Source organism: Rubrimonas sp., assembly GCF_036788415.1.
GTDB lineage: Bacteria > Pseudomonadota > Alphaproteobacteria > Rhodobacterales > Rhodobacteraceae > Rubrimonas.
Genome location: NZ_DAIQNN010000038.1, coordinates 18,212 through 27,413, shown reverse-complemented (window position 1 = coordinate 27,413; position 9,202 = coordinate 18,212). Strand labels below are relative to the sequence as shown.

The following is a 9,202-nucleotide window of genomic DNA, read 5'->3' as shown; positions in this document are numbered from 1 at the left end:
GATCGTCGAGAAACCGGGCTGCGAGGTCCGCGCCATCCCCGCGCCGGGCGGCGGCTCGCGCGCCTTCTGCGACCGGATGAACGACTGGGCGCAGAAGCAGGGCCTGCCGGGGATGGGGTATATCATGTGGCGTGGCCCTGAACTTGTTTCGGAAAAGCCTGCGCTAGACTTGATAAGCCAAAGTGACAGAGCTCCGAATAATGCTATCTACATTCAAGGACGTCGGATGCTATTGGATATTCGGGCAGAGAATAAACAAAGAATTGAGTCATATCAGGGTGTTATCGAAGGTGCGGGCCCCGTCGCCAAGAACATCGGCCCCGAGCGCACCGAGGCGATCCGCCAGCAGCTCGGCCTGAAGGCGGGGGACGCGGCGTTCTTCGTGGCGGGGGAGCCGGCGAAGTTCGTCGACGCAGCGGGCAAGGCGCGCAACGTGATCGGGCTCGAACTGGGTCTGACGGCGCCCGACCGGTTCGACTTCTGCTGGATCGTCGACTTCCCGATGTTCGAGTGGAACGAGGACGAGAAGCGCCTCGACTTCTCGCACAACCCCTTCTCGATGCCGCAGGGCGGGCTGGAGGCGCTGAACGCGCTGAAGCCGCTCGACGTGCTCGGCTATCAGTACGACATCGTCTGCAACGGGGTGGAGCTGAGTTCCGGCGCGATCCGCAACCACCGCCCCGAAATCATGTTCCGCGCCTTCGAGATCGCCGGCTACGACCGCGCGACGGTGGAGGCGCGCTTCGGCGGCATGCTCGACGCCTTCCGCTTCGGCGCGCCGCCGCACGGGGGCATCGCGCCGGGGGTGGACCGGATGGTGATGCTGCTCGCCGGCGCCGAGAACATCCGCGAAGTCGTGATGTTCCCGATGAACCAGAAGGCCGAAGACCTGATGATGGGCGCGCCTTCGGAGGCGACGAACCAGCAGTTGCGCGAATTGGGGCTGCGGATCGCGCCGCGCGACTGAGGACGGCGGCCCCGCCCCCCGCCATCGCGACGGTCCGGGCCGCGCGGCGCGACCGCGAAGCGGTCGTCAAATCAGCAGACCCTCGCGAATGTCGGCCAGCGCGCCCTCGACGAGCAGCCCCAGCTCCGCGCCGGCCTCGCCGCCGAAAAGGAGCGTGTTGTCGCCGATGGCGCGGACGCGGAGCGTGTCGGCGTCGATCGGGCCGCTCGCGACGATCTCCTCGAAGCCGAACGCCGTCAGGTCGATCCGGTCGCCGGCCTCGAAGTCCACGATCCGGTCGCGCGCGAACCAGTCGCTGTCGCCCGGCCCGAACACGAAGCGGTCGGCCCGGTCGGTCCCGACCAGCGTCTCGCGCTCCGGCCCGGCCTCGATGACGCTCTCGAGCGGCCGCGCCTCCACGACAAAGCGGCTGACCACCGCGGGCTCGCGCGCGAGCACGCCGGCGAGGTCTTCCGCCAGATCGGCCTCGCCATAGGTCTCGATCCCCCAGGTGGTGACGGTCAGCGCCTGCGTCTCGGCGTCGATCTCGAACTCGGTCCAGCCCAGCGTGTGGGCGGAGACCCAGCCGCCCTCGAGCAGCGTCGCGTCGATCAGACCGTCGGCCTGAGGCAGGTTGTCGTCGAGGCCGATGCGGTCGAGCCCGAGCGGGTCGATCGCCAGCGCGTTGAACGCCTCGCGCAGGAAGTCGTCCTTGTCGTTGAGCAGCCCGTCGCCATCGGGCGCGACCGGCAGCGCGTCGTAGAACGCCTCCTGCTCGGGCGGCAGAAGCGGCGTGCCGGAGATCGCTCCGATGACGGCGGGGCCGAAGGGCGGGTTGAACGCGACCGACCCGGTGGTGACCTCGAAGGCGGCGAGGCCGATCTGCGGGCCGAGCGGGGTCTCCGAATAGGTCAGGTTGTTGACGAAAGTGGCGTGGATGTCGGCCGCCACGAACACGACGTTGTCGATGCCCTCGTCGGCGATGAACTTCAGCAGTTCAGTGCGCTCGGCCTTGTAGCCTTCCCAGCTGTCGGCGTTGTTGAGGCCGAGGTCCTGGATCGGCTCGGGCGTGTAGACGAACTTCCAGGTCACGCCGGCCTCCTCGGCGGCCTTCAGGTCGGCCTTGAGGTCGTCGATCTGCGCGCGGCCCAGAAGCGTGCGCGTGGGGTCGAAGCTCTCGGTCTGGAAGCGGACGATATCGGCGACGTCGGTCGGGTCGGTCACGCCCGCGATCTGCTCGTCGCGGAAGCTGCGCTGGTCGAGCACGAACATCGCCGCGTCGTCGCCGAACTGCTGCGCGCGGTAGAGCTTGCGCTCGCCGGCGGTGCGGGCGTCGCCGGTGTCGCCGTAAAATTCGTCGCGGATCGGGTTGAATTCCTGGAACGCTTGCAGGCCGTTGTCGTAGAGCGTCGCGTCGTTGACGAAGGCGCCCCCGTCGTCGCCGGGGAACAGGTCGCGGAATTCGGACTCCGCGGTGGTTCCGATCAGGCCGCCGCCGGCGAAGTCGTTGGTGACTTCATGGTCGTCGATGGTCGCGGCGATGGCGGTCGAGGCGCGCAGCGCGGCCCAGAAGTTCTCGCCGCCGCGGTCGCCGTAGACTTCGGCGTGCTTGGCGCGGAAGTCTTCCAGCGTGACGGCCTGCGGAAGCGGCACGGCCGGCGAGGGGTAGTCGGCGTAGATCGTGTCGCCGTGCAGCAGGAAGAAGTCGAGCGCCTTTTCCGCGGCGTTGGCGATGGCGGGGTAGGGGGCGAGCTCGCCCCGCCAGTCGCCGGTGACGCCGAAATGCAGCCCCGCGGTCTCGCCCGGCGCAGCGGCGGTGGCGAAGCGACCCTCGCCAGTCCCGCCCGCGGCGTCGGCGACGGCGTAAGTGTAGTCGGCGCCCGGCGCGAGGCCGTCGATCGCCACTTTCACGGGGATGTCCGGGTCGGCCACGGTCGCCGTCGCGGTCGCGACGACGCCCTCCGCGTCGGAGACGGTGAAAGTCACGTCGCCCGCCGCCAGCGAGCGGGTCCAGAGAACGACGCTGTCGGTGGTGACGTCGCCCGCGGCGACGCCGTTCGGCAGCGTGCGGGGCGCGAGCGCGCGGGGGTCGAAATCGGGGTTCGCCGCGGCGCCGAACAGGGCCAAGACGTCGCCGAGGTTGGAATACTTGAAGTTGACGTTGAAGTTCTGGATCTCGCCGTCCTCTGGGTCGCCGAACACGACCTGGATTTCGTTCGAGCCGTCCTGCGTGACGAGCAGGCCGCTCTCGAATCCGGGCAACGCGCCCGAGTAGATCTCGAGCCCGTCGGATTCCTCGACGCCGTCGATCCCGCCCTCGCCGCGGACGGCGAACGAGCCGAGATAGTCCCATGTCTCGCGGTCGAACACGGCGAACGTCGCGTCGCCCTGCGAGGAGACGAGGATCAGGCCCTCGCCTTCGGGACCGTAATGGAGAGCGACGCCTTCGAGGTCGGGCGCGAAATAGCCGCTGTCGATGTCGGCCACGATCTCGAAAGTCGCGGGCGCGTCGGGGCGGGCGTCGAAGGCGAGCAGGCCCAGCTCATCCTCGACCGTGACATAGCCGATGCCGGTCTCGCGGTCGATCGCGATGCCCTCGGACTGGTAGTCTTCGGGGTCGTCGCCGTCGGCGACGGGCAGGGGCAGGTCGCGGACTTTCTCGAAGCTCACGCCGTCGACCTCGGTCGTCAGCCGGAGCTGGGCGATCGCCGCGCCGCTCGCCTGCGTGACATAGGCGTAGGTCTCGCCGTCGAAGGGCGAGGTCCAGGCGGCGAGGCCGTAGGCGGTCGCCTCGCCGTCGTCGACGCCGAAGATCGTCTCGGGGACCGAGGCGGAGGTGATCTCGGTCAGCAGGCCGTCCGCGCCGATGGCGAAGATCGCGAGCGTGTCGTTGGCGCGGTCGGAGGCGATGGCGATGTCGATCTCGGCGCCGCCGAAGGCGAAGTCGTAGATCACGTCGATGTTGTTGTAGCGAATTCCTTCCGGCGCGAGGCGCTGGAGCTCGGCGCCGGCGAGGTCGTAGACGCGCAGGCCGCCCTCCTTCATCGCGGTGTAGACGACCGAGGCCGCCGGGTCGGTCGGGTGGCGCCAGACGGCCGGGTCGTCGGGGTCGGGGCCTTCGCCGGCGAACAGGTCGTCGGTGACGGCGCGACCGGTGGCGGGGTGGTCGGTGAACAGTCCGTCGATGCCGGTCCCGAGCAGGCGCGCGTAAGCTTCCGCGCCGTCGAGCGGCGCGCCGTCCGCGCCCGGCACGATCCCCTCGTCGCGGTGCGTGTAGGCGTGGACAAGCAACCCGGCTTCGTGCGCGTCGGCGACGAAGGAGGTCTCGGTCCCGTCGGCCTTCACGATAAGGGAGAAGGCTGGGCCGACGCCCTCGGCATAGGCCGCGGCGAGCGCGGCGAAGCCCTCGGGCGTGTAAAGATCGCCCGAGACCGTCGTCTCCGTGATGAACGGGATGCTCGCATAGGCCGAGAGGTCGCCCGCCTGCTGCGCGAGGAACAGGTCGAACGTGGGGAAGGAGGGGAAGTTGAACATCAGCTGCACGAGCGGCAGGTCGAGCCCCGCCGCCGGCATGACGGTCTCCTGCAGGTCGAGCAGGTTGGCGATCTCGAAGCTCTGGATGAACACGCGGTCGGGGTCGGTGAAGTCCTGCGCGACGAGCGTGTCGATCAGCTTCTCCTCGAGGCTGAGGCCGATGGCGTCGAAATAGGTGGGCTCCTTGGTCTCGGGGTAGAGGCCGATCTTCTCGCCGGTCGCGTCCTCGTGCGCCTGCACGAGGTCGATCACCTCGTCGAGCGTCGGGATCTCGAACAGGCCGTCGTAGAGCGCCGAGTTCGGGCGCAGGTCGGGCTGGTCCTCGACGGCGCGCAGGGTCTTGATCTCGGCCAGCGTGAAGTCCTCGGCGAACCAGCCGGTGACGGTGGAGAAGCCGATCTGCTTTGAGGCGAGGCGGTCGGCGAATTCGGGCTTCGTCGCCACGTCGGTCGAGGCGAAGGTCACGACGGGGGCGCCGGTCGCGTCGCGCACGATCTCGCCGTTCGCGTCGGTCTGCACCGTGGCGAGCCAGGGCTCGTGGCGGGCGATCAGCACGCCGTCCTTGGTGCTGACGAGATCGGGCTCGATGAAGTCGGCGCCGTCGGCGATCGCGCGGGCGTAGGCGCCCAGCGTGTGCTCGGGCAACTCGCCCGAGGCGCCGCGATGGGCGATGACGATCGGGGCGGGGCCGGGATAGCGCAGCTCGTCGGGGGTCTCGAGCAGCGGCGCGATGGTGGGGACTTCGCCGAGGTCGAGCGCCAGCGCGATGAACTGGCTCGCCTGCGGGCCGAAGCCCGAGAAATTGTCGTCGGAGATGATGACGAGCGCCTGGCGACCGTCGGGCAGGACCGGGCCGAGCGCCATGCCCTCGATGTTGTCGACGACGATGCCGAGATCGGCGAGGTCGAGCAGCAGTTCCTTATGCGCGACGGCGTCGACATTGATCTCGCGCTCATCGTCCGCGATTGCGCTCGGGATCGCGTCGACGTCGATCACGTTCGTCGCGCCCTGCGTGCGCACGAGGAACAGCTTGCCGCTATAGCCGCGGCCCTCCGCGCCGGTCGAGAAGCTGCGTTCGAGCGCGAGCAGCGTGCCCTGGTCGTCGAGCGCGATCAGCTCGACGAGGCCGCTGTCGGCGAAGGCGCCCTCGGGGGTCCGCTCGTTGGCGATGGGCTCGACTTCGTAGACGTGCTCGGCGACCGCCTCGCCGGTGGTCAGGTCGTAGCGGATCAGCCGGGCGACGGCGCTGGTCTCGGTGGTCGCGAGCCCGCCGTCCTGCGCGATGGCGCTCTCGGTGGCGGTCCAGAGCGTGCGGCCGTCGGGCGTGATCGTCAGGCTCTCGAAGCCGAGGTTGCTCCGCACGCCCTGCGTTCGGGCGGCGTCGGGCAGGAACTTCGCGTCGACGGGGAGTTCGCCGATGCGCTGGCCGTCGCGGTCGAACAGCCAGATCGAAGGGTTCCCGTTCAAGTCGCGCTCGGAGGAGACCCAGAACCGGCCTGAGGCGCCCAGGGCGATGCCCTCGGGGTCGGGCCTGATCGCGTCGAGGGTGGTTCCGTCCTCGAGCGTCAGCGCGGTGACGTCGAGGACCGTCACGTCGCCCTCGGAGAGCGCGCCGTCCTCGATGGCGATGGCGAGTTCGTACACGCGCGGCGCGCCGTCGGCGCCGGCGTCGCGATCGTCGGAGACGGCGAGATAGACGCCGCGGACCGGGTCGTAGGTCAGGCCGGAGAGGCCGCCGACGATCGCGCCCTCGAATTCGGTGAAGGAGGGGATCTCGACGAAGCCGAGGAAGGCCTCGGACTCGACCGGCGCGCCGCCGAGCAGTAGGCCGAGCCGGTCGCCGGCTTCGAGCAGCGCCTCGACCTCGGACTTCAGCGGCTCCGGCGCGGTGTAGTTTCCGTCGAGGGGCGTGACGGTGATCTTGCCCTTCAGGAATTCCGAGCCCTCGGAGAGCGGGTCGTCCGACGGTTCGTCGAAGGTGATCGAGAAGCCGGGGACGCCCGGCGCGAGCTCGGCGACCGTAAAGCCGAGCGGCGTCACGTCGTCGAGCCGGGTGAAGCTGACGCCCGCGATCTCCCCGGTCGGCACGTTGACCGAGAGCGCGACGCCTTCGGGCAGGAGCGGGCCGTCCCCCGCCGCCGCGATCAGGTCGGCGATCAGGTCGGCGGTGAAGATCGCGCCGATGTCGTAGGCTTCTTCGGTGGAGGGGAAGCCTTCCGCGGCCTCCGAGAAGTCGAGCCCCGCCGAGACGGCGATGGAGGGCACGCCCTGCAGCAGCCCGGCGATCGCGGCCGAGACCGTGCCCGACGAGATCGTGGTCAGGCCGACGTTCTGCCCCTCGTTGATGCCGGACACGACGAGGTCGGGCGCGTCGTCGAGCAGCGCCGTCAGCGCGATGTTCGTGACGTTCACCGGCGTGCTGTCGACGGCGAAATCGCCCGGCGCGAACTCGGTCACTTCGATCACCGAGCCAATCGCGGCGGCGTCGATGTTGGTGCCCTGCCCCGACTGCTGTTCGAGCGGCGCGGCGATGCGCACCCGGTGGCCCGCGGCGCGCAGCGCGGTCGCCAGCGTCTCCAGCCCCTCGCTGTCGAAGCCGTCATCGTTGGTGAGCAGGATGTCGAGCGCGCGGGTCGGGATGCTCGCCTGCGTGAAGCTCAGATCGGTCAACTTGGCTTCCAGCCCGGCGCGGACGTCCTCGGGAGCGGACCAGTCGCCGTTCATGACCGAGATGGTCGCGGCGCCGGCGGCGAAGTTCACGCCCTCGCTGTCGGGCGCGCCCGAGGGGTCCCCGAAGGAGAAGGCGTAGGTGACGTCGTCCTCGCCTTGCGTCTCCTGCGTGAACACGAAGCTCAGCCCGTCGCTGCCCGCGACCGTGGTGAAGGCCACCGTCTCGCCGTCCCAGCCCGAGGGCAGGTTGACGTTGAGGCCCGCGCCGCCGGGGATCAGGTCGAGCCCCTGGCCCTTGCGCGCCGAGAGGTCGGCGACAAGCGCGGCGACGAGCGCCGCGGCGTTCGCGTAGGTCTCGGGGAGCGAGGGGAAGCCCTGCGCGGCCTCGGCGAAGTCGAGCCCGGCGCTGATCGCGATGGCGGGGACGCCGCGCAGAATCGCGGTGACGGCCGCGCCGACCGTGCCCGAGGAAAGCGCGACATGGCCGATGTTCTGGCCCTCGTTGATCCCCGAGATCACGAGGTCCGGCGCGCTGTCCTTCAGCAGGAAGTCGAGCCCCGCGATGGTGGTGGTGACGGGCGCGCCGTCGACCGAGAAGTCGCCGGGGCGGAACTCGGTGATCGTCAGCGGCCGGAACAGCTTGTCGGCGTCGATCGACGTGCCCTTGCCCGATTGCTGTTCGAGCGGGGCGACGACCGTGACCGCATGGCCCTCGGCGAGCAGCGCGTCGCGCATCGCGGCGATGCCTTCGGCGTCGAAGCCGTCATCGTTGACGAGCAGGATGTCGAGCGGGCGGAAGGCGGCGGCGGAGGAGACTTCGAGGGGCGCGACGGTGCGGCGGTTCGCATCGGTCAGGGTCAGGTCGGCCCAGACGAGGCGGTGGTCGGAGGTCGGGAACTCGGCGAGCGGGAAGGGCGGTTCGCCTTCGGCCTGCCAGAACACGCCGCCGTCGCGATAGGCGAAGCCGGCGGCCGAGGGCAGCACGTAGTCGACGCGCAGATTGGCGGGCGGCAGGTCGGACGCCGGGTCGGCGGGGTTGAAGCCGAAATCGGCGGTGTCGAAGGCGGGGTCGCCCTGATGCGTCGCGTTGGAGCCGCCCTGCCGGATCGCGGCGTCGGGGCCGCCCTCGCTCGACGGGGTGATCGCGGGGTCGGTCGCGGAGGCGATGATCGCGGGGTCGTCGATCAGCTGGTTGATCGCGCCCTCGAAGCTGTCGCCGTCGAACGGGTCGGCGTTGTAGTCGCCGACGATGACGAAGCGCGCGCCGGGCGCGAGCCCGCCCGTCGCACCCGAATCGTCGTAGATGTAGTCGGCGCCGGCGACGTAGTCCGTCCAGAAGCGGATCTCGTCGTGGTTGCGCTTGCCGTTGCGGTCCTCCGGGCCGTCGAAGACCGGGGGCGTGGGGTGCGCGGCGAGGACGTGGACTGTCTCGCCGTCCACGATCACCGGCACGTCGACATGGTTCTTCGAGGAGAGGCGCAGCGCGGCGACCGCCTCGGGGGAGTAGAAGTCCTCGAGGTCGTTCTCGGTGGGGTCCTCGGTCAGGAGATTGCCGGGCATGTCCTTCCAGAGGAAAGTCTGGAAGGTGCGGATGTCGTCAGTCGCGATCGGGTGCTTCGAGAAGATCGCGAAGCCGAACTGGCCGGGGAAGAAGCCGAAGCCGAAGGCGTCGTCCGGTCCGCCGACCGCGCCGTCGCCGTTGAGGTCGAGCCCCGATTGCACGCCGGTGTTCGAGGGCGCGACGTACACATGGGGGTAGTCGACCGGATCGACGCCGTTCTGGCTGACGGCGAGGAAGTTCTCGCGGAACAGCCGCGCGGCCTCGCCGCCCTCGTCATAGTCGAACTCGTTGATCAGGATCACGTCCGCGTCCGTGCGCTGGACGATCTCGGCGACGGCGCGCGCCTGCGGGTTCGTCCCGTCCGCGAGGTCCGCGATCAGCGCGCCCTCGGCGCTGCGGTTGAGCGAGGCGTTGAAGGTCGCGACGCGCAGAGAAGCGGACATCCGATTCGTCTCCCGTGTTGGTTAACGGGCGAGAATTGGCTGGGCTTC

Annotated in this window: 2 protein-coding genes; one reads left to right on the top strand and one right to left on the bottom strand. The window is 69.7% G+C overall.

From position 1 onward, the window contains the following. A partial coding sequence (locus V7Q31_RS10550) for an amino acid--tRNA ligase-related protein (RefSeq protein WP_333833800.1) occupies nt 1-967 on the top strand: 967 nt, incomplete at its 5' end. A 66-nt stretch (nt 968-1,033) separates the two neighbouring features. Here V7Q31_RS10550 and V7Q31_RS10545 read toward each other — a convergent pair. Beyond that, nucleotides 1,034-9,154 (bottom strand): phytase, encoded by an 8,121-nt coding sequence (locus V7Q31_RS10545; protein WP_333833798.1) that lies wholly within the window; start codon nt 9,152-9,154, stop codon nt 1,034-1,036. Nucleotides 9,155-9,202: the final 48 nt, after the last annotated feature.